The organism is Streptomyces sp. NPDC058653 (genome assembly GCF_042716895.1).
Taxonomy (GTDB): domain Bacteria; phylum Actinomycetota; class Actinomycetes; order Streptomycetales; family Streptomycetaceae; genus Streptomyces.
The window spans coordinates 1-21,081 of record NZ_JBHXRM010000049.1 but is presented as its reverse complement, the minus strand read 5'-3'; the positions used below and the strand labels follow the sequence as shown (position 1 = coordinate 21,081).

20 protein-coding genes and 3 pseudogenes are annotated in these 21,081 nt (G+C 67.6%); 8 read left to right on the top strand and 15 right to left on the bottom strand.

Annotated features, from left to right (window positions below; translation table 11 throughout):
* Positions 1-284: 284 nt before the first annotated feature.
* Entirely contained in the window at positions 285-740 is a 456-nt protein-coding gene (locus tag ACFWU9_RS30925) for a hypothetical protein (protein ID WP_384324309.1), read from the top strand.
* Positions 741-1,134: 394 nt separating this feature from the next.
* On the opposite strand, the gene ACFWU9_RS30920 is transcribed toward ACFWU9_RS30925, so the two are convergent.
* The 4 genes from ACFWU9_RS30920 to ACFWU9_RS30905 form a co-directional block, all read right to left on the bottom strand.
* Positions 1,135-1,272 carry a LuxR C-terminal-related transcriptional regulator gene (locus ACFWU9_RS30920; RefSeq protein WP_384324307.1) on the bottom strand — a complete coding sequence of 46 codons (138 nt, stop codon included), beginning with the start codon at positions 1,270-1,272 and terminating at the stop codon, positions 1,135-1,137.
* An 870-nt stretch (positions 1,273-2,142) separates the two neighbouring features.
* Positions 2,143-2,337 (bottom strand): hypothetical protein, encoded by a 195-nt coding sequence (locus ACFWU9_RS30915; RefSeq protein WP_384324305.1) that lies wholly within the window; start codon positions 2,335-2,337, stop codon positions 2,143-2,145.
* Positions 2,338-2,366: 29 nt separating this feature from the next.
* A complete protein-coding gene (locus ACFWU9_RS30910) occupies positions 2,367-2,531 on the bottom strand; it encodes a hypothetical protein (RefSeq protein WP_384324304.1) in 165 nt (54 codons plus the stop codon).
* A gap of 290 nt (positions 2,532-2,821) precedes the next feature.
* Positions 2,822-3,658 (bottom strand): response regulator, encoded by an 837-nt coding sequence (locus ACFWU9_RS30905; RefSeq protein WP_384324302.1) that lies wholly within the window; start codon positions 3,656-3,658, stop codon positions 2,822-2,824.
* 109 nt (positions 3,659-3,767) lie between these two features.
* Between ACFWU9_RS30905 and ACFWU9_RS30900 the strand changes: the two genes are divergently transcribed.
* The gene (locus ACFWU9_RS30900; RefSeq protein WP_384324300.1) at positions 3,768-5,333 is read left to right on the top strand and encodes an ATP-binding protein; all 1,566 of its coding nucleotides are present in this window, start codon (positions 3,768-3,770) and stop codon (positions 5,331-5,333) included.
* 266 nt (positions 5,334-5,599) lie between these two features.
* Here the strand turns inward: ACFWU9_RS30900 and ACFWU9_RS30895 are convergent.
* The 3 genes and pseudogenes from ACFWU9_RS30895 to ACFWU9_RS30885 form a co-directional block, all read right to left on the bottom strand.
* Positions 5,600-7,323 (bottom strand): annotated as a pseudogene (locus tag ACFWU9_RS30895) (GAF domain-containing SpoIIE family protein phosphatase).
* A gap of 524 nt (positions 7,324-7,847) precedes the next feature.
* Positions 7,848-8,456, bottom strand: a complete 609-nt coding sequence (locus ACFWU9_RS30890) for a hypothetical protein (RefSeq protein ID WP_384324298.1) — start codon at positions 8,454-8,456, stop codon at positions 7,848-7,850.
* 141 nt (positions 8,457-8,597) lie between these two features.
* Complete coding sequence (locus tag ACFWU9_RS30885) at positions 8,598-9,356, bottom strand: response regulator (protein ID WP_384324296.1); 759 nt, start codon at positions 9,354-9,356, stop codon at positions 8,598-8,600.
* A gap of 354 nt (positions 9,357-9,710) precedes the next feature.
* Here ACFWU9_RS30885 and ACFWU9_RS30880 point away from each other — a divergent pair, with 354 nt between their 5' ends.
* The gene (locus ACFWU9_RS30880) at positions 9,711-10,133 is read left to right on the top strand and encodes a pyridoxamine 5'-phosphate oxidase family protein (protein ID WP_384324294.1); all 423 of its coding nucleotides are present in this window, start codon (positions 9,711-9,713) and stop codon (positions 10,131-10,133) included.
* Positions 10,134-10,165: 32 nt separating this feature from the next.
* Here the strand turns inward: ACFWU9_RS30880 and ACFWU9_RS30875 are convergent, their stop codons facing one another.
* From ACFWU9_RS30875 to ACFWU9_RS30865, 3 genes are all read right to left on the bottom strand, one after another.
* Positions 10,166-11,851, bottom strand: a complete 1,686-nt coding sequence (locus ACFWU9_RS30875) for a GAF domain-containing protein (RefSeq protein WP_384324381.1) — start codon at positions 11,849-11,851, stop codon at positions 10,166-10,168.
* Between the two features lie 123 nt (positions 11,852-11,974).
* Positions 11,975-12,442 (bottom strand): Crp/Fnr family transcriptional regulator, encoded by a 468-nt coding sequence (locus tag ACFWU9_RS30870; protein ID WP_384324292.1) that lies wholly within the window; start codon positions 12,440-12,442, stop codon positions 11,975-11,977.
* Positions 12,443-12,544: 102 nt separating this feature from the next.
* A complete protein-coding gene (locus tag ACFWU9_RS30865; RefSeq protein WP_384324290.1) occupies positions 12,545-13,366 on the bottom strand; it encodes a universal stress protein in 822 nt (273 codons plus the stop codon).
* A gap of 138 nt (positions 13,367-13,504) precedes the next feature.
* Between ACFWU9_RS30865 and ACFWU9_RS30860 the strand changes: the two are divergent.
* Positions 13,505-13,843: pseudogene (locus tag ACFWU9_RS30860) on the top strand (universal stress protein); the annotation flags it as partial.
* Between the two features lie 169 nt (positions 13,844-14,012).
* A complete protein-coding gene (locus ACFWU9_RS30855; protein WP_384324288.1) occupies positions 14,013-14,435 on the top strand; it encodes a universal stress protein in 423 nt (140 codons plus the stop codon).
* Between the two features lie 364 nt (positions 14,436-14,799).
* Here ACFWU9_RS30855 and ACFWU9_RS30850 read toward each other — a convergent pair whose 3' ends face one another.
* Entirely contained in the window at positions 14,800-15,186 is a 387-nt protein-coding gene (locus ACFWU9_RS30850; protein WP_384324286.1) for a restriction endonuclease, read from the bottom strand.
* Positions 15,187-15,878: 692 nt separating this feature from the next.
* On the opposite strand from ACFWU9_RS30850, the gene ACFWU9_RS30845 reads away from it, so the two are divergent.
* The gene (locus tag ACFWU9_RS30845) at positions 15,879-16,421 is read left to right on the top strand and encodes a hypothetical protein (protein ID WP_384324284.1); all 543 of its coding nucleotides are present in this window, start codon (positions 15,879-15,881) and stop codon (positions 16,419-16,421) included.
* Positions 16,422-16,678: 257 nt separating this feature from the next.
* Here ACFWU9_RS30845 and ACFWU9_RS30840 read toward each other — a convergent pair.
* The 4 genes and pseudogenes from ACFWU9_RS30840 to ACFWU9_RS30825 form a co-directional block, all read right to left on the bottom strand.
* Positions 16,679-17,426, bottom strand: a pseudogene (locus ACFWU9_RS30840) (transposase family protein).
* 163 nt (positions 17,427-17,589) lie between these two features.
* The gene (locus ACFWU9_RS30835; protein WP_384324282.1) at positions 17,590-18,090 is read right to left on the bottom strand and encodes a hypothetical protein; all 501 of its coding nucleotides are present in this window, start codon (positions 18,088-18,090) and stop codon (positions 17,590-17,592) included.
* A complete protein-coding gene (locus ACFWU9_RS30830; protein ID WP_384324379.1) occupies positions 18,087-18,455 on the bottom strand; it encodes a lipocalin-like domain-containing protein in 369 nt (122 codons plus the stop codon). Before ACFWU9_RS30830 ends, ACFWU9_RS30835 begins: the two co-directional genes overlap by 4 nt.
* Before the next feature lie 25 nt (positions 18,456-18,480).
* Entirely contained in the window at positions 18,481-19,485 is a 1,005-nt protein-coding gene (locus tag ACFWU9_RS30825) for an MBL fold metallo-hydrolase (protein WP_384324279.1), read from the bottom strand.
* A gap of 569 nt (positions 19,486-20,054) precedes the next feature.
* Between ACFWU9_RS30825 and ACFWU9_RS30820 the strand changes: the two genes are divergently transcribed.
* Complete coding sequence (locus ACFWU9_RS30820; protein ID WP_384324277.1) at positions 20,055-20,195, top strand: hypothetical protein; 141 nt, start codon at positions 20,055-20,057, stop codon at positions 20,193-20,195.
* 26 nt (positions 20,196-20,221) lie between these two features.
* Positions 20,222-20,719 (top strand): hypothetical protein, encoded by a 498-nt coding sequence (locus ACFWU9_RS30815; protein WP_384324275.1) that lies wholly within the window; start codon positions 20,222-20,224, stop codon positions 20,717-20,719.
* The last annotated feature ends 362 nt before the right edge of the window (positions 20,720-21,081 follow it).

The following is a 21,081-nucleotide window of genomic DNA, read 5'->3' as shown; positions in this document are numbered from 1 at the left end:
TCCCGTCGCCCGTCGCCCGTCGCCCGTCGCCCGTCGCCCGTCGCCCGTCGCCCGTCGCCCGTCGCCCGTCGCCCGTCGCCCGTCGCCCGTCGCCCGAAGTGTCGAGTCTACTGGAAATCGGGGTTGGGCACTGGCGTATGCGCAGGTCGGGTCGGGTGTGTTGGCGTCGTCGGGCGACATGGCCCGATCTTATCCCGCGTTCCTCGGAGGAGGTGAGGGGTGATCCACGCCGCAGATTTGGCAAAGGTATGCGGAGAGTTGTGTCTGATCGCGAGGATGAGGCTATGAGTGACTGGGGTATCGCCCTGATCGCCGCCGGTGCGGCGATCGCTGGCGGCGCTGTAACCGGCTGGTACACGCGCAGCGCTGGCATCAAGCAAGCCGCTGCCGCGCGCCACGCGGGGGACCGCCAGGCGGAAGCGCTGCTCGAATCGGTTCGTATGACGCTTCGCGCCGAGTCCGGCCACCGCGAGTTGTCTCTCCGTCGGCAGACCTATGCGGACTTCCTCGGAGCGGCGGAGGCGAAGATTCTCACGGAACGGGGCGGACGGCGCCAGGCCGACGACGACGTTCTGCTCCAGCAGGCTCTGAGCGGGGTACTTCTTGAAGGCCCGCCGGATGCAGCTGCTGCGGCGCAGTATCTCGTCGAATGCCTGAAGCGCCATGAAAAGCCGGATGAGCTGAAAAAAGCGAAGTTGGCGTTCGTCTCGGTTGCGCAGGAGTGCTGCCGGCCCCAGTGACCCTGTGTGGATCTGGCTGGTCGCTCTCGGCCTAAACCCGTTAGCGCGAGGGCGCGTCCTGGTACGGCTGCCCTGTGAGCCGTCCGAGGTGTGGTGCGAAGGTATGGATCAAGAGAGACGGTTCAACGTATCCGGATCATCAGGCACAGTCGGCAATATGCCGTGCCCTTAAGACCAGTTGTTGACCCAGCCGCACAACGGACACGCGTACCCGCCGTCGAGTCCGGCGATGAGCGTGCCGCACTGGCGGCACTCCGTCTCGGTAATCTCAAGGCGTAGAGCGAAGCACCATCAGGCTGCTGAGAAGCATCCGCGCTCATGGGCTGAGGCTACCGCTGACGGAGCAGCGAAAAACCGAGGGGACCAGGACGGCGTCGTGTCGAACCGGCAATCCTCAGATGAGTCCTTGCCGCATGGCGTAGGTGATGGCGTAAGCCCGGTTCCGCAATTGGAGCCGGGTCATGACAGAATGCAGGATGTTCTTGATGGTGCGTTCGGAGTAGCCGAGCTTCGTCGCGATGTCTGGGGTCATGTCCCTCGGCGACCAGCCGCAGGGTGTCGATGTCCCGTATCGTCTTACCGTTGACGTGGAGGCTGCGAGGCCCGAGTACCTGACTCTGACGTCTGCCGACTTCTTCGAGGCGGCGTCCGAGGACGTCGGTGGGCAGGTGTCCCCTCACCGCGCGCGACTGTGCCGAATGTGGACGAGATGCTCGGGTGCCGACTCGGAGCGTCTGCGGGCCAGCCCCCGGCACACCGCACGCGGACGCCCTCGCGCTGTGCCGGCAAGTTCCGGGGCCAGGTGGGACTGCGGCCGGCGCGTCGGCAGACGCGGCACGCCGCCGGGACCGGCACCGGGCCCGTTTCGGTGGCAGAGCCGGTGTTCGTACGCACCGGGAGAGGCGCCCGCAGTCCATCGGAAGCCTGCGGGCTCCGCGCCTGGACGGGAGCCCCGGCGGGGCGCGGCACGCGCGGCGGAGACTGGGCCGGGACCGGTGACGCAGCGGCGGTGGCCGTTTGGGGGCGCTGCGACGGTTGGGGGCACTGCACGGTGCGGGGGAGAAGGGCCACGGCCATGGTGCCGCCGTAGTCCGAGCTCCGGAGGGACACCGTAAGGCCGTGCCGGCGGGCCAGGTTGGCGATCACGAACAGGCCCAGGCGCCCGTCGAAGGCCGCAGCCGAGGCGCGCGTCTGGATTCGAGCCATTGGAGCCCTACCCAGGGAAGACCACCGACCGGTGGCACTGCCGTTGCCCATGCAGCGCCGATGTCACGCTGACCCTGACCAGCATCAGGGGAGGCCGTACCGGATGCGAGAAGTGCTACCGAAATGCGACTCGGCGAACTACTTCCACCGCGCACACCAACGCTGAGACGAAATAGGCGTCTCGATCACCGCGTCCCTACGGCGCGGCCACTGACACTTCCGTGGCAGGACGGCTGACGTTGTCGTGGCAGACGACAATACCCGCCTTCGCGGACGTCTGGATCGACGAGGCGGGGCGGGTGGTCCAGACACGGACGGCCTTCGGCTTCGGCTTCAGGGCCACCACCGTCACAACGGTCTTCTCCGACTTCGGAAAGCCGGTGAAGGTCACCGCGCCACCAGCGGCTGGCCTCGTCACCCTCAGATCGACCTGGTGTCGGTCCTGCTCGCCTCCGGCGTGGCGGTGGCGGGCTTGTGGTAGTCGGGTGCCCAGGCACAGCAGGCGACTGACCAGGCGCGGCAGGAGCGGGCTCTGACGAGAGAGGGGCAGATCACCGACCGGTACACCGCGGCGGTGAACAACATGGGTGAGAACAAGATGGACGTGCGGCTGGGCGGGATCTACGCCCTTCAGCGGATCATGCAGGACTCTCACCGTGACCAGCCGAAAATGCCAAAGTCCTGGCCACCTACATCCGCACCCACGCCGCCACGCCGCCAGCGAAAGACGAGGGCGTAGCGGCCGACGTCCACGCCGCCCTCAACGTCCTGGCCAACCGCGACACCACCCACGACGAAGACCCCGAACCGCCCTGTGCTCAGTGATACCGGCCTCTTCGCTGCCATCTGGCGGACGGGGATCGGGGCGCACAGTCTCAGGAGCGGGGGAGGCTGGTGGCGGTTTCGAGGAAGAAGGCGTCGATTCCCTGCACGGACTCGATGAATTCCGTGAGGTTGATGGGCTTGGCCACGTACGCGTTGGCGTGCTGCCGATACGCGTCCGCGATGTCGTCCGGGGCGGCGGAGGTGGTGAGGACGACGACGGGAATGCTGCCCAGGACCTCGTCCTTCTTGAGGGCCGCCAGCAGTTCCCTGCCGTTCATCCGCGGCATGTTCAGGTCGAGGATGATCAGGTCGGGACGCCCGTTGGCACTGTCGCGCAGATACTCCAGGGCAGCGAGGCCGTCGGGGACCTTGGCGATGCTGCGGCCCATGCCCCGTTCGATGAGGGCGTCCTCGATCAGCAGCGCGTCCGCGGGATCGTCCTCGACCAGGAGCACGTTGTAGGGCCGGTCGGTGGTGAAGGCGTTCACGGTGTGACTCCTGGGCTCGGTGTTGGGCAGTGGGCGTGAGACGGGCCGGGCGGTGAAGACGAGACCGGGCCAGCGCTGTCGCGCTCCCTGTCGGCTGATTCCCCACGCCGCGCCGAGCCGGGGGTAGTTGGCGCCCGCACGGGCCGCCGCGGCGGCCTCCTGCTGAGCACACCGGGTCACCGCCCGGCTGAGATGGGCCAGAGCACGCAGATGGTCCAGCGGAGCGCCGGCGGCCGGTTCGGATCCCGCCTGCTCGGGTCGCGCGGTGCTCTGCCGGCCCTCCGCCGACGGGGCATCGGTCAGTTGCCCGACCATCCGTCGTACCAATTCGGTCACCGCCTTCTCCGCCAGTTCGGACAGTTCCCGCTCCTCGGCGGAGGAAGTGATATCGGCGCCCATGGTCCGCATTCTAGGCCCGCACCCACCCGGGACAACTGTTGTTGTCAAGCAACGGTACACTCCGCTGACTCGCGCCTCTCCGGCCCGGGAACAACGAGGAGAGCGCACCGTGGACAGCGACGACCTGAACAGACACAGACCCGGACACCCCGGCAGTACCCGAGCCGCTCCACTGGCGGGTTGGACGACCCGCCGCTGGCTGGTGGTGGGCACCGCGGTGGCACTGGCGCTGCTGCTCGGGCTCGTTCTGTGCGGGTCGTGGATCTTCGCTCGCTCCACCACCATCAACAACCGGCTGGTCGACCGCTCCTCACCGGCCCTGATCGCCTCGGTCCGGCTCGAAGGAGCGCTGGTCGACCAGGAGACCGGCATCCGGGGCTACGGCATGACCGCCCGCCCCGAGTTCCTCCAGCCCTACCGCGACGGTCTCCTCCGCCAGCAGGCCGCCGAACGGCAGCTGCGGGAACTCGGCGCCGGAGACACCGAGGCTCTCGGGGACCTCGCCGAGGTGCGACGGCTCGCCGACCGCTGGCGGTCCCGGATCGCCGAACCCGTCGCCGCCTCCGCCGCTCCCGTCGCACTGGCCCAACAGCGCGCGGAGGAGGGGAAAGCCCTCTTCGACCCGCTCCGTACTGCGCTCTCCGGCCAGCAGCGGCATCTGGAGGAGCAGCGCGCCTCCGCCCGGGCGGATCTCCTGGACGCGCGCGCCCTGCGGAACTGGACCTTCGCGGCGATCGCCCTGGTGATCCTGGCCCTGGCCGGCTCCGTCGTCGTCGCCCTGCGCCGGGGAGTCACCAACCATCTGGATCGGCTCTCCGACGACGTACGCGCGGTGGCGGCGGGGGACTTCGACCATCCGGTCGCCGGGTCGGGCCCCGCGGACCTGCGGCTGCTGGCGTCGGACATTGAGGCGATGCGTGCCCGGCTCGCGGCCGAACTGCTCCACCGCGAGGCGGCGACGGCGGAACTCGCCGCCCAGGCGGCGGAGTTGGGCCGCTCCAACGCGGAATTGGAACAGTTCGCGTACGTGGCCTCCCACGACCTCCAGGAACCGCTGCGCAAGGTCGCAAGCTTCTGCCAGCTCCTGGAACGCCGCTACTCCGACCAACTCGACGACCGCGCCCGGCAGTACATCGACTTCGCGGTGGACGGCGCCAACCGTATGCAGGGGCTGATCAGCGATCTGCTGGCGTTCTCCCGCGTCGGCCGGCTCCTCGCCGACCAGAGCACGGTCGATCTGGAGGACGTCTACGACCGCACGCTCTACGCACTGAGCGAGAGCATCGAGGAGTCGGGCGCGGTCATCACCCACGACCCGCTGCCCAGCGTCGAGGGCGACCGCACCCAACTCGGCATGCTCTTCCAGAACCTCATCACCAACGCCGTCAAATTCCGCGACCCGCAACGCCCTCCGAAGATCCACGTCGGCGCACGGGGGACGGACGGGGAGTGGGAGTTCGCCGTCGAGGACAACGGCATCGGCATCGCGCCCGAATTCGCCGAACGTGTCTTCGTCGTCTTCCAGCGCCTGCACACCCGCGAGCAGTACTCGGGCAACGGCATCGGCCTTGCCCTGTGCAAGAAGATCGTCGAGTACCACGGCGGCACGATCACCCTCGACCCTCACCACACCCCGGGCGCACGCCTCGTCTTCACCCTGCCCAAGAGCTCCTAAGCACACGCTTCAAAGCGGAAGGCAGGTAGAGGGCTCCGCGCGTCCGACCGGGTCGGTTTCGCGTCGAACTTCGCGTACAGCGCCGCCTGCTCATCGGCCAGGACCTCACTGGCATGGCCGGTGAGAACAACGACGCGCCGATCAGAAATCTTCCGCCGAACTCTGTTACCGGGCCGACCGAACCGTGGCACATGGCCAAATCAGACGGGTTAAAAGGTGCTGCCGGTTTTTCGGACGGACTCCATACCCATCTGCCCGACGACCCGTCAGCCTTCCGCGGTGACGCGGATCGCCAGGACCGCGATGTCATCGAGCCGCGAGGAGCTCTGCGGCAGCTGGGAGAGAGCTTTTAGAAGCAGCGGCAGAGGGCGGTTGCCGTGGGCGGACAGCGTGGACATCGTCTGGCTGATACCCGCGTCAATGTTGCTGTTGCGGTGCTCGACCAGGCCGTCGGTGTAGAGGAGGACACCGCCCGGGCGGATATCGCACCCGTGCTCATGACGGTCGGTGTCGAGCAGGAGAAGGTCGTGGTCCTCCAGGACAACGACACGGCCGTCGGGGGTGCGCAACAGTGGTGGCGGGTGACCGGCGTTGGACCAGGTCAGCCGCCAATGTTCGGCGTGCGGATCCAGGCGGGCGTGGACGGCGGTGCCTCCGGGGCCGAGGGGCAGCGTAGCGAACGCGGCCCCGGAGGCACCGCCGTCAGTGCGGCAGCGGGGGACCGCGCTGGATTCCCCAGCGTGGCTTGTCGGAGCATGCTGCGGACCTGCCCATCACCGTGGCGGCCCGCATGTCGTGCCCGATGATGTCGCCGATGGAGACCATCAGACAAGCTCGCCCCTCGCCCGGGCCGGACGGCAGTAGGTAGGCGTCGTACCAGTCGCCGCCGACCATGTCCTGGTCGGCGGCGGGCAGGTACAGGGTGGACATTTCCAGGCCCGGTACCACCGGGAGTTCGGTGAGCATCGCGGCCTGGAGCTGTTGAGCGGCGCTGAGCCGGTTCTCGACGAACATGGTGCGCTCGACGGCCTGGCTGACGTACCCGGCCACCGCCGTGGGGACCGCCTCCTCGGTCACGCCCAGCGTGTGGGAGTCCGCCCACGACCAGGTCAGCACACCGCGCCGCCGGGCCAGCGGCACGCAGAAGGCGGAGTGCAGTTCGAGCGCGTCGTATGCCACTACGGCCGAAGCACTGTAGTCGGCCTCCAGTGCGGCACGGTCGGGGATGAAGACGGCCCGTTGTTCTCTCATCGCCCGCGCTCTGGAAGCCGGCGTTCAGGTCCAGGGTGAGGATCGCGCTCTCCACCGGCTGGATGTCGTCGGGATCCAGGACCCGTCGCAGCCCCAAACCATCGGCGAGCAGCAGGCTAACGTGGGTCGGCTGTGTAGAGCCGTCGAACAGGTGGCGCACTCTGCGCAACACGTCGGCCATGTCGCGGGACCGGGCCAGTTCAACGGAAGCGCGAAGCAGCACGCCGGCATAGTCACGGTCGCGGCGGATCTGCTCGCTGGCAATCCGAAGGCGGAGTTCGACTGAGCAGGCGGTCGCCAGGTCGGCGAGGTCGCACAGTTCGGCCTTGGTCCACTCGCGGGGCTCGTGTTCGATCGCGCACAGCGACCCGAGGGTATGCCCGTCGGCGTCCGTCAGGGGCATGCCCGCGTACGCGATCACCCGGAGTTCGGGGATCGCCGGGCTCGCGCGGGTGAGAGGGTGCTGACGTGTGTCGGCCAGGATGAGCGGCTCGCCGCTGTTGACGACGTGCTGGCAGAAGGACCGGTCCAGGGGTGTCTGCCGGCGCTCGGCCCAGGGCTCATCAATGCCGACCGCACCGGGGAAAACCTGCCGGTCCGTCTCAAGGATGGTCACCAGAGCCACCGGGACGTGCAGGAACCGGGAGACAAGCCGGGCGAAGCGGTCCATGCCGGGATCGGCGGCGGCCGTGAGCCCCGCCAGCCGCAGTGGCTCCGGTCTGCCCAGTTCCCCCGACATAGTTCCTCCACCGCTCAGTCGTAGGAGTCGCACCGCGATCCACGAAAGGGACACAATGGAAGATATCGGATTGGGCGGACTGCGCCGTGCGATCTGTCGCTGCTGGAGGACCCCTGCTGGCGGCCACCCGCGCTCCCAGCCTCTGCGGCGGAGCGCCGCCGTTTCCCCTTCGCGGACAGCACGACCCGTCAGGGGCTTCAGCGCGTTGCCTGTCGGGAGATACCAGCTGAAGCCCACCGTGAAAGGTCAGCTCCGGCGAGCGAGGTGACCCACAGGTCGGCCATGGCCGTGGTCCGCTCGCCGGGCCAGGGGCGGACCTCAAGCACCCGCACGCCGGCCCGCAGCCTCGACACACCGCACAGTGAGGCCTCCACGGCGAGCGTGTCGGCCGGGCCCGTCCCGCAGTGGATACATCAGCTGCTCGGCAGAGAGGGCCCCTGCTGAGACGACAAAGGGTGCTCCACTTTACGTGGTGGCATGACGCCGGTCCGGGACACGGTGACCGTGTCCCGGACCGGCGGTGGTCAGTGGAACCAGCGGTTGCGGTTGACGACCGGGAGCCGTTCCCACAGCGTGCTCAATCCCCAGGTCCGGCCGGCGCAGGCGGCGGCGAGAGCGATCAGGACCACGGCGTACACGAGGTGGTAGTCGAGGAGGGGGTTGCTCGACATGCTGGGCGCACCGTCGGAGAGGTGTCTGGCGGGCGGCCATTCCGCGAGCCACATCAGGCCCATCATCAGCGTCCCCGCCGCTGCGGCGAACCGCAGTGCGAATCCCGCGACCAGGGCCACGCCGATAGAGAGGAGGCCGAGCATGAACAGCCAGTCCACCCATCCCTGGCCGGCCCATGTGTGGAAGGTGGACTCGAACGGGCCTGCGGAAACGCCGCTCAGGAATCCCTTGGTCGGTGAGCCTCCGTCGGTCCAGGCCGCTCCGCCGGGAGTTGCGTATCCCCAGCCGAACGCTTTGTCACCGAACGCCCAGAGGAAAACCCCGCCGAGGACCAGCCGCACGACGGCCAGGGTCCTCGCGAGGAAGACATCCGACTCGGTTCGGGCGGCGCCCGCGGTGCTCGCGGTCTGCTGTCCCGGCCGTGAGGTCGCAGGCCGGTGTGAACCCTCGTGAACTGCCATGGTGTTGGCCCCTTCGGGATGGTGGATACGGTGTGCCCGCTGCTTGCACACTCAATATCCCGCCGGCCAAAGGCGGCGCACAGCGGCGAGAGGCCCTCACCGGAGGGCCGAACGGCCCTCTTCGGCAACACCGTTGGGACGTCAGGAACCGGATGTGTCCCCGGCGGCTCGGTGTCGTGGGGCGTCTTGGGACAGCGGTGTGTGCGCTGTGCTGTGCTGCGCGTGCGCGGCGTTTGCCTGGGTGGCGAGGACGGCGGCTTGGACCCGGCGCTCGACGCCGAGTTTGGCGAGCAGCCGCGAGATGTTGTTCTTCACCGTCTTCTCCGCCAGGTAGAGGCGTTTGCCGATCTCGCGGTTCGTCAGCCCCTCTCCCACGAGCGCGAGGATTTCCTGCTCGCGCTCGGTCAGATCCGCCAGCCCGTGCGGCTGCTGCTCGGGTTCTGTGCCTCCGCGCAGCCGTGCCATGACGCGTGAGGTGGTGCCGGGGTCGAGCATGGACTGCCCCGAGGCGACGGTACGGACCGCGGTGACCAGGTCGGTGCCGGTGATCTGCTTCAGGACATAGCCCGACGCCCCGGCCATGATCGCGTCGAGGAGCGCTTCCTCGTCGTCGAAGGAGGTGAGCATCAGACAGGCCAGCTCAGGCATGCGTGAACGCAGCTCTCTGCACACCGCCACCCCGTCACCGTCACCCAGCCGTACGTCGAGCACGGCCACCCGCGGGCACAGCGCGGGTATACGGACCAGCGCTTGCTCGGCCGTTGACGCTTCCCCCACGACCGTCAGATCGGGTTCGGCGTCCAGCAGATCGCGTACACCCCGGCGGACCACCTCATGGTCGTCAAGCAGGAAGACGCTCACCTGCGCCGTCGATCCCTCGCCGCTCCCGCTGTTTGTCATTGCCGCTCTCCCTCGACCCTCTGGGCTTCGTCATCCTCGCCCCTTTCCGTGCATCCTTGCCGCAGCGGGCGCCGAAATCCACGGCCGGACCAGCGCTCCCGAAGATCGCGGCTTGCGAAGCGCCGCCGGATTCCCACCGGCAACACGCCCGCACCCGCCTACTTCACCACGGGATCCGAAACAGCGGCCCGGCGTGGACCGTTCGGCCCTGGCACCGGCACGGCACGGAGGGGACGCTGGTTGTCCGACGAGCGAGCGCGTGACCGGGCAGGGCAAAAGTAGAGGTTGTGCATGATGGGCGAGCGAGACTCGCGGCCGCCACCGGGCGCCCGGGACACAGAGGTGCCCCGGCTCATGGAAGCGCTGGACCGTGGTGAGGCACTGAATCTGCTGCGTTCCGTGTCTCTCGGCCGGCTGGTGTTCACCCAACGCGCGCTGCCGGCGATCCGTCCGCTCAACCATCTGCTGGACGGCGAGGACATCATCATCCGGCTGGGTGACGGTTCCGCGCTCGCGTCCCTGACCGTTCCGCGCGGCAGCCCTGGACCCGTTGTCGCCTACGAGGCGGATGCCATCGACCTTGATCTGCACGTGGGCTGGAGCGTGGTCGTCACGGGATACGCGCGGCTCGTGGAAGATCCCGCCGACCTTGACCGCTACCGAGACCTTCTCCGTCCGTGGGTGGCCCGGGCGATGACCGATGTGCTGCGGATTCGTCCCGAGCTGGTCACCGGGTTCCGACTCACTCCTGCGGCAGGTCTCCCGCCGGCCCGTTGAACGCAGAAGCCGGTTGAACCCGCGGGCGGTTGTCAGTGGCCTTCCTGCTGGAGCAGGGGGGCGCGCCAGACGAACCGGCTGCCGCCGGCGGCGGGCGTCTCGATCGTGAGGGTTCCCCCTGCGCCCTGGGCTCGCTCGGACAGATTCCGCAGACCGCTGCGTCGTCCCTCGCTGCCCATCCCGCGGCCGTTATCGGTGACGGTGAGGACGACCTCGTTGGTGGTGGCCTGCAGGTCGATCTCGACCCGCGTGGCGTGTGCGTGGCGTGCGGCGTTGCTCAACAGCTCGCCCAGCGCGGCGTGGACGTGGTCGGCGACCTGCGCCGGCACGTCGGTGTCGAGGAGACCTTCCATGCTCAGACGGGGCGGGTATCCAAGGACCGATGCCGCTTCGCCTGCCGTGCGCGCTGCCCGTGCCCGCAGGCTGCGCCCTGTCTCTTCATCTCTGACGCGCAGGCCGAAGATCGTACTGCGGATGATTTTGATCGTCTCGTCCAGGTCGCCGACGGCCCGGGTCAGCCGCTCGGCGGCCCCGGCGTGATCCACCAGCCGGGCGGCGCTCTGCAGGGTCATGCCCGTGGCGAAAAGCCGCTGGATAGCCAGATCGTGCAGATCGCGTGCGATACGGTCACGGTCCTCCAGCAGCGTCAACTGCTCGGTGTCACGGCGCCGTTCGGCCAGTTCCAGAGCGACGGCGGCCTGTCCGGCGAAGACGAGCAGCGGATCGATCTCACTGTCCGTGAAAACCGGGTCCCCTGCGGGCCTCACGAGCAGCAGCACTCCAAGACGATGATCTGCGGTACCCAGGGGGACGGCGACGGCGGGCCCCAGCCCGGTAAAATCGCCGGTTTTGTCGGTGAAGCGGTCGTCGTCCGTCAGACAGGCAGTCGAGACAGGGAGACCTCGGCGGTACGCGGCGCCGGACAGGGTGCCGTCGACCGGGACAACGTGAGCGCGCCGCTCCTCTTCCCGGCCTCCGGCGGCCAGTTCCACCACGAGGCTGCCGGTTCCGGGGACGGGAAGAAAGAGGTCGGCGACCTCGGCACCGGTGAGGTCTCTTGCCCGGCCGGCGATGAGACCGAGCACCTCCGTGCGGGGGCTGCCGGAGAACAGACTGTTGGTGATCTCCGTGTTCGCCCGCTGCCACCTCTGCTGGCGCCTGACCCCCTCGTACAGGCGGGCGTTGTCGATGGCCACACCCGCCGCCACCGACAGGGTGGAGATGACCCCCTCGTCTTCGGTGTCGAAGTCCTGCCCGCCCCGCTTGTCGGTCAGGTACAGATTGCCGAAGACCTGATCACGCACACGGATCGGCACCCCGAGGAAGGTGCGCATCGGTGGGTGATGGGCCGGGAAACCATAGGACGCAGGGTGCGCGGCCAGGTCCGTGAGCCGCAGCGGTTCGGGTTTGCTTATCAGCTCACCGAGCAGGCCGTGGCCCGCGGGCAGCGGACCGATCGACTCGATCGCCTCCTCCGTGAGGCCGACCGTCAGGAACTGCGCCAGCCGCCGGCCGTCCGGCCCGATCACCCCGAGAGCCGCGTAGCGGGCATCGACCAGGACCGCGGCAGCCTCCACGATCCGGCGCAGAACCTGGGCGAGGTCCAGCTCACGGCCCACCGAGACAACCGCCTCCAGCAGACTGCGGACCCGGTCCCTGGTCCCGCGGGCGGCATCGATGCGGACCTGCAGCTCATCCAGGAGTTCATCGAGCCGCATCTTCGGCACCTGTGAGAACGGATCCCTCTCGCCCACCGCTACTCCTCCACCGCCTGGACCGAAAATTCAGACTAGCGGCCCCCTCGGCCCGCGTTTGGAGTACAGCATCGGTCAGTGACCCTCTCAGCGCGCCGCCCCCAGGGAATCTCCGCCCGCGGGACCGTACTGGTTGAGCAGACGACTGCGCGCGGCCTGCAAACGCTGCGCGACGGTCTCGGCAACGTACACCGCGAGAGCCTGGCCAAGTCGTGGATCTTCCTCGCACAAGGCCCGCACGTCTGCCGCGTCGAACTTCAAGGCCCGTACGGGGGAGACGGCTTCGGCCCCCAGCTTCCATGTATGAGGCGGAAAGAGCCAGGAACACCCGAGGAGATCACCGGGGCCGAGCATCTCTACGGTACTGGCGCGGCGTCCTGGGACATGGAGGTCGAGTTCGACAGACCCGGTGCGTACGACCCAGAAACGGTCCGCGCGGAAATCCTCTTCGAAGATGCGCGTCCCGGCTGGGAAATTCACCTCCCGGGCAACGCCCATCAGCCTGTCCCGGCCCTGGGCCGGCAGCGCCTTCAACAAGCGCGGCACCCTCGTCATCCCTCAACCCGCCTTCCCGTTGTCCTGGTACACCCTGTCCCGGGTGCGGAGATCACCAGCAGGGCCCAACGGCCCCTGGGCCCGGTCCGAACGGTCCCGCCCTCAGCGGCCCGACGGCGCCTGCCCCGTATCGGTACCGCTGCCCGCTGCGGTGGGTCCGACGGGAACCAGCAGGACCGGACAGTGTGCGTGGTGCAGCAGCGCGTGGACGGTGCGCGTGTGCCGTGAGCCCTTGCCGAGGTGCCTGCGATGGGCGATCACCACCACGTGGGCGCCGGCGGTGGCGGTGATCAGCTCGCTGTCGGGCACGGGCGGAATCCTGTCGTGATCGTGATCCTCCGCCGCGTCGGCCGGGCACGTCGCTCCGGTGGCGTGAGCCGTGGAGTACGGAGCGGAGCCGATGGAGGTCCGGTAGTGCGCGGTGTGGACGAAGCGCAGGCGGACGCCGCGGCGTACGGCTTCCTCGAAAGCGAAGCCGGCGGCTTCGGTGTCGTCGTCGCTCCCGACGGCGAACAGCACCTCGCCCGACTCGGCATGACGGGTGGGACACCCGGTGCCGACGACGAGGAGCGGGCAACTGCTCCGTTCGGCGACGTGCTGGGCCACCGACCGTGACGCCAGCGAGGCCAGAGCCCCCAGGGCGCGCGTGCCGACGACGGCGAGCGCCGCCTTCCTGCCACGGGCCACCAGGGCGGCGGCAGGATCGGCGGCCATAGCCGTGAGCCGCACGGGAAGCTCTGGGTGGCGCGCAGCGACCCGGTCGGCGGATATGGTCAGAACCGGACCGGCCGCGTCCAGGTCAAGCACGGCGTACACGATCTCCAGGGGCACCGACCGGCGTCTCGACTCCTCGGCAGCCGCGTCCAGCGCGCGGGTCGAGACGACCGATCCGTCGACGCCCACGACCACATGGTCCTGGAGCATGCGCGTTCCCCCTCGTACCTCTGACGGGCCCGCCGTTCGGACCCCCGCCGCCCACCCTGGGGCGGCGGGAAGGAGTTCCGCTGGAGCCAACCGGACCCGTCCCGAGGCCGACCGGCCCTATCTCAACGGCAACGGCCGGTGTCACGGTGCGTAGGACAACAGCGTGACCGGATAAGGAAGGTGGTGGGTACGGTGGAGTTCCCCCTGGTGGTCGGCGTCGACGGATCCGAATCGAGTCTGCAAGCCGTGGACTGGGCCGCGGACGAGGCGATACGGCACGCGCTGCCGCTGCGCGTGGTGTACGCCCATCTCTGGGAGCCGCACGAGGGCACCCGATCCCCCCTCGGCGTCGGTGAGTTGCCGAACAGCACCTTCGCCGAAGCCGTCGTCGCCGGAGCCACGGAACGCGCTCGGCTGCGCCGCCCGGAACTGAAAGCCTCCGGCACCGTGCTGCGCGACGCCGCCGTACCAGCGTTGCTGCGCGAGAGCGACGAGGCGTACGCCGTCGTCGTCCGGCAGCAGAGGCCACGGCACCCTCGCCGGGCTGCTCCTCGGGTCGGTCGGCCTCCAACTGGCTTCCCGCGCACCCGGTCCGGTCATCGTCGTCCGGGGAGCGCCGGCCAATCGCCGAGGAGGCTTCAACCAAGTGGTGCTGGGAGTGCACGACGCCGAACGCAGTTCCACGGCACTGGAGTTCGCCTTCACCGAGGCCCAGGCGCGCGGCATCCGGCTGCATGCCGTGCACGCCTGGAGACCCCCGGCCTACGCACTGCCCGACATCCCGGTCCCTCCGGACCTACTCGCCGAAACCCGGGAACAGCAGGCACGAGACCTGCTCACCGACGCCCTGGAGAAACCCTCCCACCGGCACGAGTTGGTGCGGGTCATCCCTGAAGTGTTCAACGGCCCGGCCCGCGAGGGACTGCTGGGAGCGGCGGTCTCCGCCGACCTCCTGGTCATCGGCGCCCGCCGCCGCCACGCCTCACGCGCCCTGCAGCTCGGCAGCGTCAACCATGCGGTACTGCACCACGCACCCTGCCCGGTGGCGATAGTCCCCCAGCGCACCTGATCGCAACCCGCGTGTGCACAGTTGGGCGTCCCCGGTTCGGCCTCCTCCTTGCCGGCGTGAACGCGCTTCAGAGAGGGCCGCCGTCTACGCCATGGGCGCACAGGAAGGCAGTCGTCAACCCGCCACAGGGAGACATCATCTGATGCCGCCGCGCACCATCGAACGGACCGCAGCGGCGGAATTCCGGGGCGGTCGCCGGGACAGAGCGCAGCCGGCGTCCGACTTGCGGAGCTGAATGAACCGGTGAATGAGCTGCGGGGCCCGGGGACTTGAGGTCGCCCGGTCGGCTGGCGATCGCGTGGGGGGACGCCGACAACCGGGGACGTCCAGGGACGGGGCGTGAAAAGAGGGCCAGCGGGTGGGGTTAAAGGGCGGTAGGGAGTACTGCTGTGAGGCGGTCCAGCTGTGTGTAGAGGGCCCGTACAAGCCGGGCGCGGTTCTGGGCGCAGCGCGCGGTGCCCTGCAGTGGTACGGACAGGCGTGCGGCGGCTTCGCGGAGGACGATCTCGGCGAGGGCGCTGCGGCCGTCGTTCTTCGGCAGGGCGTTGGAGTGGTGCCGGACGTGAGCGGCGATCGCGCGGGCGTGGCCGGTCAGCTGGAGGGCGATCTGTTCGTAGTCGCGGGGCTCGAGGTCCGGGTCCTTTGACGCGAGCACGGCGGTGACGAGCACTTCGTACGGGGCCCGGTCCAGAGGGAGTTGCTCCTCGATCAGGCCGTGGGTGTCGTGGAGCACAATGTGGGTGCCGCTCATCGGTCCCTCGCTGCCTGTCCGGAGTTGCGGCCGTTCCGGGCGCCCTGAAGCGGGCTGCCGGCAGAGGTCCGGGGGGTGGAGGCCGCGTCGTTCCGGGCAGGGACGGTGGTCTCGGGGCGGGTGGTGGTGGGTGCACTCATGGGCACCGCCTCCGTCACTGGCACGTTGGTGGCGTTCGAGGATATCGGGACCATCCCCCGTTCCTCTGTGAAATTGCGAAGAATTACGGGATTTCACTCAACGGTGTCAATACGGACCGGATGGGGGTTCCGCGGCGTCACCGTACGCTAGGGCTTTTTCAACCTGCCTGAAGGGACGTGGTCGGGGGGGCAGAGGCAGGCGCTTTCCGACTGCCGTCGGGTCGGGATCCGCGGGCCGGTGGCCTCCTCCCAGAGCGAGCGATCCTGCAAGTCTGGACGATCCCTTGACCAGCCCTGCGGACTGGCGTGGTCCAACAGCCGCTGTTTCTGCACCACTTGTGTGCAGAGCCGGTGTGGCTGGGTCAGGATGGCTGTACCATCCGAGAACTTTCGACGCCCTGGCCGCCGACTCGTGTACGGGGCACCTCACCACCTGGGAGATTCGTGCGGCGCGGATCCGCGACATCTGCACTAGTGTTGCTCCTGCTCTGCGGATGCTCGGATTCGTCCGACGGACCGGACGGACGCGCGACCACCGCGCCTTCCCCACCAGTGATCGCCGACACCGCCGCTGCGTGTCAGGGCGGTAAGCCGTTCTCGACGGGCAGTGCGCCGTACGCGGGCCCCGGTCCGCACAAGGCCCTCGGCTTCCAACTCCCCGACTACGACCAGGAGAAGTACATCGCCCCGGATCCGCCGGGATTGCTCCCGGACGCCTGGGCCGCGAACGTGGAAGGCACACGCGAGGTACTCCACCCGCCGCCCGAACCGGCCGACTACCAGCAGGCGCAACTGGCTGTGTGCATGTCGGGTCCGCGGGTGACGGACAAGCAGGCGGGAGGGTGCTCGTATGGGGAAACCTTCTCGGTGATCGGCACGAACGACATCAGAATGATCACCGCGCGCTACGAGTTCAAGGTATTCGAAGCCAGAACGGGAAAACTCCTGAAGGCTTTCACGATGGACGGGGCGGACTTCTGCCCCAAAGAGATCAGCCTTAAGGGCGGGCAGCTGATCGCCCAGGGTATAGACGACATTCGTCTGGCAGACGAGCTGCGCCCGCTGATCGAGGGCGCGGCCGCACCGGCCCAATAGCCGCACGAGCCGACCCCAGGGGCGCCCGCAGTCTGAAGGGCCGCTCGAACTTGGCACGCAGCCCCACACCACGTAGAGACCGTCGGCCATCACCGCCACGGCGGAACGCCGAACGGGCGGAGCACGGTGGTACGTGCTGTATGGACCCCGTACGCACTGCATTACGGGTGGTCCGGGAGACGCTTCGGGCTATGGGGAATGTGTTCAGTGAGCTTTTTCAGACTGGTCAATGATCGGGTGACGTCAGTGAGGCTTTTTCAGCCTGCGGTTGAGCTGGCGTGATGCAGGGTGAGTACGGCCTGGACGAGGCCGGTGACGCGGGTGGTCGCGCAGCGAAGTCTGCGGAGTAGCCGCCAGGACTTGAGGGTGGCCATGGCTTGCTCGACGAGGGCTCGGATCTTGGCCTGAGATCGGTTCACGGCCTGCTGACCACTGGTAGAGAGAACCCGGATCGTGTCGCGGGCGCCTTGGTGGCCCTTGTCCGCCCAGCAGAGGATGTGAGCCTGGTCGAGAGCATCGATGATCCGGTGTTCGCGGGCTGCGCGAACGTCGTGGACGGCCCCTGGCAGTGCCGGCGAGGCCCACAGCAGCTGGCCGAACGGATCGGCGAGGACCTGCACGTTCATGCCGTGTCTCTTGTGCTTGCCGGAGTAGTAGGGCCGGTCGGCAGCGATCCGGCCGATGGGCAGGAGAGTCCCGTCGAGCAGGACGTAAGCCTTCGCCGAAGCGGCTTGGACGGCCTCATCGAGGGCCGGTGCGAGGGCGGTCAGGACGTCGACGGCCTCGCTGATGCAGCAGTAGACCGTGCTCGTCGCAATCTCGAAACCCGCTGCGAGCTGGGCGTCGTAGTCCCGTTACGCAGATGCGCCAACACCAGCAGGGCTTGACGGCCGACCGATAGCCGGCGTCAGCGGCTTCCGATCCTTCGACGGTGTTCGCGCAGACGAGTGGCCAGGTAGTCAGGGACCGACTGGACACGTCCAGCCCGCACCGGTAAACAAGCACGTGAGCCTCTGGTAGGTATCGGGCGATCTTGGTCGTGAACCCCCCTACCAGGGGCTTCATTCATGTGGCGAGCCAACTGCTCGCGTCTGGGGGCAGGTTGGCAAATGCTCACTGTCATCTCCGTGAGGCCGATGAACGCTGCTGTTCGGTCGGGCTGTTGGGATCAACGGCGGCTGGTGCGGCTGGTGTAGACCGCTCGTGTCAGCGCTTTCACAGCTGCCCGGGCGCGGTCGGCGTCGAGGCCCGCGTCGAGTGCCTCCAGTGCCTCGGCCGCCGACAGTCGGACCGCGCGGGGCAGTCCGTCGTAGGCGGCGATCCAGCAAGCGAGGATGCGGCGGGCCTCTCGCTCCTCCTCGCCGACCACCTCAGGGGTGAACGGGAAGACTGCGGCTTCGTAAAGCAGGATGCCGAAGAGCACTCCGTCGGCCGTTCCTTCCGCAAAACCATCGGCTCCGGCGGCCCGCAGGGCAGCCTCACGCCCCAGGTGGAAGAAGCCACGGTGAAGGAACAATGCAATTCCCGCACCCAGCCCGGCCGCACCCGCACCCAACGCAGCCCCCTGCCAGCCACCGAGCGCAAACCCGAAGCATGCGCCCGTGCCCGCCGCGCACATCACCAGCACCGCGGACAGCACCTTTATCAGATTGGCAAACGGAGAAGTCATGACCGGCAAGTATGCACACCAGCGCCCGAACGCGCCGGACAGCCGTACAGCTCACTCTGCCACCGGCCCGCGAGCGGGCGCCCGTTTCCAGACCAGAACGGAGTGCACCGTTGCCGCAGGGGGAAGGCGTCGTCCGCCGCCAGAATCAGTTGATCGCAGTCGAAGGTGACCTCGCGAATCTGGATGGTGCCCAGCCAGGAGGGCAGCAGAGATACCTCGAGATCGTGGTGGAGCGTCCGGGCCGACTCGTCCACGGTGTACTTGCCGCTGTAAGCCAGGTACCCGGTTGCCGCGTCAGCCGGCCGAGGGGCTGGATGATTTCTGGGCTTTCGGTGTACTTGGCAGTGAACGGCGTCAGCTGCCAGGTTTCGACGACAAGGTCCGCGAGCATCAATTCGCTCCTTCGGGGATCGTTTTGAGGGGCAGCCCGAACATCAGCCAGGATTGGTGGCTGTCCCAGTGCGGATAGAGCTTGTCCATCTCCTCGAACAGCTCCTGCTCAGAGGTGGTGGACTCCTTGAGTCGGCTGAAGTCCCGCAAGTAGCGCTTGGAGTCCTCGATGCACTCGGGGGTGTCGGGGACGCCGGTTTTCTTGTGGCCGGCGACCGCGATCTTCGGGTTGAGTGCCGCCAGTCGGTCAAGCGCGGCGATCCAGTTCTCCCGGCTCGTCGCTGTCGTATCGCCGACGAACATGTGGCACTGGTTGTACAGCACGTCACCGGCGACGACCAGGTCGATGGAAGGCACGTGCAGCGAGGTGGTGTGCAACCCGTCGGTGCGCCCCTGCTCGATGATGCGGATTTCCTCGCCATCGAGCGAGAAGGTGTCCGACTCGTACCGCTCGGGCAAGGCCAGGGTCGCGGGCAGACCGGGCCACATCTGCCGGCCGAAATCGATCAGCTCCGGCGGGGTCTGAGCGATCAGATCCATCGTTCCGGGTGTTGCGATCGCTTTGGCATTCGGGAAATGGTCGAGCACGACCGACAGACCGAAAAAGTGATCAGGGTGTCCGTGAGTGATGTAGATCGTCGTGAGATTCTTGTTGTGAAGAGCGACCCACCTTGCCAGGGCCTCGCCCTCCGCTTCGGTCGTGAGCGCATCAACGAGTACGGCGTCACGCTCACCGTAGATAAGCGTTGCCGTAGTCGGATCCCAGCCGAACGGAGGCCCCATCTCGAACGGCCGCTCGCCAACTGCGAGCCTCCGAGGCGAGTTGAACACATTGACGTCCAAACCCTTCGAAGAACGCATCTGGGTCATGATCTTCCCTTCTTCCGCGCAACGCACCCTTTGATGCGAATAAGGAGTCGTGCGAAGCCAGCCAGCGGGAACACCATCCTTGCGGCGAGATACTTTGATCGCGTCGCCTTCGGATGCTTCGGGATGCTCGTGCAAGTCTTCTTCTTCAGCCGCGCGGCTGGCGCAAGGTGCTAACTCACCAGCCTAGGGCGAGCGCCATGCTGTCGCCACTGTGAATGGTTTTACGATCAAACAAACGTGCTGTGAGGAGGTGGTGTGGACGGGTCTGTCGGGTGAAAGCCGAACCCGCTGGCTCAACCGCTTATCGCAGAATTCAGAGCGACGCCAGCAGATCAGTGAGTTGCGGGTACGTGCGGCACTGACGTCCTCGCCCTCACCCCGTATGGAGTTTCATTCGGACATGGCGGCACGCATACGCGTAGGGCCCGTCCACTCCGCCTGGGCATCAACGAGGTATGAAAAAATCTGTGAGGCGGACCGCCGGGGCATCAGTGTTCCTGGAATTCGTGCCTTGGCGTCGAGCCAGTCTCATAGCCTGGCCAAGATTGGGAAGAATTCTACTACACCATCCGTACAGCCCGGCCGCCCAAGCTTGCCGCACTGCTGATGGCCCGGCACCTCGCCAGCGGCAGAAGGGAACAGCGGCTCTTTCTCGATACACGGATGCGATTGCCCTTGCCGCTGAGGAAGGTGCCATCAACGACGTGGCCAACTGGCTGCCGCCCCAGAACCTCATCCGTATTCGTTTCGGCCTGACTCAGCCCTCCAGCATGAATGAGGGCTATCGCCGGATCCTCACCCTCAGGGCGGCGGGGGAGGCGGCAGTGTCCTGCCCACCCGAGTGAGCTTCAGGGAGAGGGCACTGTCCCGTATGCAGAAGAGACAGCTCGCCGACGCCGCCCAGGCCGTCGGCGCTTACCGCTCGCTCTCCACTGTACGGCGGACTGGTCTGGAGAACAGGAGGCCGAGCACCTGCTCGGCCTCTTTCATCAGAAAGCGGAGGAGGCCCGAACAAGCCCTGCACCACTTCCTTGCCGCCGGTGACACGCACGAGTTGGCGAACGTCGCCATCCTGTTGCCAGAGAAGTCCTTGGACCTCCCTCCCCACCAGAACCTGATCGAATTGGCCAACTGGTACCGGGCAAGTGTCTTCCGCGCGGCGGCAGCGACAGCTGACCTCCTGCCCGACGGCCAAGCCCGGCTGTGGATCGAGACCGCCCTGGCAGAGCTCGATCTCAACCGCCCCGACCTGCCCCGCACCGCGAGCGCAGTCCAAGCAGCCTTCGCCGTTGCCGCCCTCCTGAGCGCCTCTACCCCCGTAACAGGACCTCCTTCGCCGCTTCGCGGTCGCTCATGCAGACGAGGGTGACCACCAGGATCAGCGGCAGCCCTTGGTGTCCACGATCTGGTGCCACGTGCGGCCGAAGCGCCACATCCTTTAGATGAGCAGCTCCTCCGTGTCGCTCTGAAATGACTGTCTCGCGCGTCATTAATTCCGACCGAGAGATCCATTTACATGATCGCAAGAGTTGAAGCGTGCGAAATTTGAGGTTGGATTATTTGCGGCATTTTCTCACAGTATTGAAAATCAATACATCGCGACTCCTCTGCGTGTATTGCCGTCGAGGGAAAATTTATGCGTAATCTGCCCGCGACAGAATGAAGGCTTTCCGGGCGATCGGTAGCGGCCCGGCGGGCCCCCCGACTCCCCCTGAGAAATGGTCTCGATGA

What these genes read in the sequence shown, in the direction of transcription:
- ACFWU9_RS30925 (WP_384324309.1), top strand. Translation starts at nt 285, where the DNA reads ATGAGTGACTGGGGTATCGCCCTGATCGCCGCCGGTGCGGCGATCGCT.
- ACFWU9_RS30920 (WP_384324307.1), bottom strand. Translation starts at nt 1,272, where the DNA reads ATGACCCCAGACATCGCGACGAAGCTCGGCTACTCCGAACGCACCATC.
- ACFWU9_RS30910 (WP_384324304.1), bottom strand. Translation starts at nt 2,531, where the DNA reads ATGTTGTTCACCGCCGCGGTGTACCGGTCGGTGATCTGCCCCTCTCTC.
- ACFWU9_RS30905 (WP_384324302.1), bottom strand. Translation starts at nt 3,658, where the DNA reads ATGGGCGCCGATATCACTTCCTCCGCCGAGGAGCGGGAACTGTCCGAA.
- ACFWU9_RS30890 (WP_384324298.1), bottom strand. Translation starts at nt 8,456, where the DNA reads ATGGCAGTTCACGAGGGTTCACACCGGCCTGCGACCTCACGGCCGGGA.
- ACFWU9_RS30885 (WP_384324296.1), bottom strand. Translation starts at nt 9,356, where the DNA reads ATGACAAACAGCGGGAGCGGCGAGGGATCGACGGCGCAGGTGAGCGTC.
- ACFWU9_RS30880 (WP_384324294.1), top strand. Translation starts at nt 9,711, where the DNA reads ATGGAAGCGCTGGACCGTGGTGAGGCACTGAATCTGCTGCGTTCCGTG.
- ACFWU9_RS30875 (WP_384324381.1), bottom strand. Translation starts at nt 11,851, where the DNA reads ATGCGGCTCGATGAACTCCTGGATGAGCTGCAGGTCCGCATCGATGCC.
- ACFWU9_RS30870 (WP_384324292.1), bottom strand. Translation starts at nt 12,442, where the DNA reads ATGACGAGGGTGCCGCGCTTGTTGAAGGCGCTGCCGGCCCAGGGCCGG.
- ACFWU9_RS30865 (WP_384324290.1), bottom strand. Translation starts at nt 13,366, where the DNA reads ATGCTCCAGGACCATGTGGTCGTGGGCGTCGACGGATCGGTCGTCTCG.
- ACFWU9_RS30850 (WP_384324286.1), bottom strand. Translation starts at nt 15,186, where the DNA reads ATGAGCGGCACCCACATTGTGCTCCACGACACCCACGGCCTGATCGAG.
- ACFWU9_RS30835 (WP_384324282.1), bottom strand. Translation starts at nt 18,090, where the DNA reads ATGACTTCTCCGTTTGCCAATCTGATAAAGGTGCTGTCCGCGGTGCTG.
- ACFWU9_RS30815 (WP_384324275.1), top strand. Translation starts at nt 20,222, where the DNA reads ATGCAGAAGAGACAGCTCGCCGACGCCGCCCAGGCCGTCGGCGCTTAC.